Origin of the sequence: Waterburya agarophytonicola KI4, assembly GCF_020640915.1 — a bacterium.
GTDB lineage: Bacteria > Cyanobacteriota > Cyanobacteriia > Cyanobacteriales > Xenococcaceae > Waterburya > Waterburya agarophytonicola.
The window spans coordinates 30620-32243 of the sequence record NZ_JADWDC010000032.1 but is presented as its reverse complement, the minus strand read 5'-3'; the positions used below and the strand labels follow the sequence as shown (position 1 = coordinate 32243).

The 1624-nt window shown below is 42.9% G+C and carries 1 pseudogene; it reads right to left on the bottom strand.

Annotated elements, in window-relative coordinates:
* Positions 1 to 1624: pseudogene (locus I4641_RS13370) on the bottom strand (hypothetical protein); the annotation flags it as partial.

The window sequence follows — 1624 nt, the reverse complement described above, 5'->3', positions numbered from 1 at the left end:
GGAGTTTCAGTGCGATCGCGATCGCCTAAAAATCCTGAGGCTGCTGCTGCGCCACCGATAGCTGCTGCACCTCCTGCTATGGCTGAACCTCCTGCGCTCGATATACCGTCAATCCAACTTGGATTATTGATAGTAGTGTCTTCATCTATTGACGTATCTATGACTGGAGTTTCAATAGTGTCGATAGAGTCTAAAGCAGTATTAGATAGATCGTCATCTAGATTTAATTCTTCAATGTCAGCATCTGTTTCTTCATTAAGGACAAAATCACCTCTAAATTCTTGCGATACTTCATTAGGGATTTTTGCTTCAAAGCTTTCATCTAGATCGGTTGTTTGCAGCTTTGTTGTTTGTTCGGAAACATATCCTGTTGGTATATAGTTTTCACTTTCAGAATCGATTGCCAGGTTTTCTAGATCCTCGTCAGGAGAATCTTCCCGATCGCCTAAAAATCCTGACGCGGCTGCTGCTGCACCACCGATAGCTGCTGCACCTCCTGCTATGGCTGCACCTCCTGCGCTCGATATACCATCAAAGAAACCTGAAGTATTTTCATTGATGTCTTCAGTAAGATCGGCTTGCAATTTTGTAGGTTGATCTGTAACTTGTAGTCTAGTTTCTTGACCAGTAAATTCATTGACTGGATCTGAAGGAATCTCTTCAATTACAGGTTCATCAACATCAGTATCGGGTAAATCAATTCGATTATCTGATTCAATTCGATCTATATCTAGATCGTCTATATTTTCTTCTGTAGTTTTCTTACTTCCTATAAAGTTAGTAGCAGCAGCTGTCCCCCCTGCGATCGCTGCACCTCCTGTAGCAATAGCTGCACCTCCGAGTTTGGAAGTAGTGTTAACGGTATTGTTAGAAACATTCCCTATAGTAGTGGCTGTATTTGCTCCTACCGTAGATAAATCATCATCAGGAGTATTTAATATTCCTCCTCCACCATTAGGAGAGTCGCGATCGGGAAGACCTCCAATTGCAGGTTCGCGATCGCTTTTTTCTTTGCCTTTAAAGCCCGATACGGCGATCGCTGCTAAAATTGGTATTCCTAATATAAGAGGTAGCCACCACCACCATTTTCCTTTTTTTGCTGTAGCTACTGCTCCTGCATCTTCTGTATCATTAGGAGCTACTGTGTCGCTATTTGTTGTACTGGGGGCAACTTCACCGTTTCCCTCTATACTAGTTGCTGCATTAGGCTCTCCACTACCTTCGATATCTGGATTTATTTCACCACTACCTTCGATATTTGGGTTTATTTCACCACTGCCTTCGATATCTGGGTTTACTTTACCACTACCTTCGATATCTGGGTTTATTTCACCACTACCTTCGATATCTGGATTTACTTTACCACTACCTTCGATATCTGGATTTACTTTACCACTACCTTCGATATCTGGATTAGCTTGAGCTATTGTATCGTTATTGGTATCAGTACCTGCACCCGCGACATCAGTATTGGTATCTGTATCGGTACTTGTACCTGCGACATTATCACCTGCATCGGCATCTGTATCGGTACTTGTACCTGCGACATTATCACCTGCATCGGCATCTGTATCAGTACCTGCACCCGCGACATCAGTATTGGTATCTGTATCGGTACTTGTAC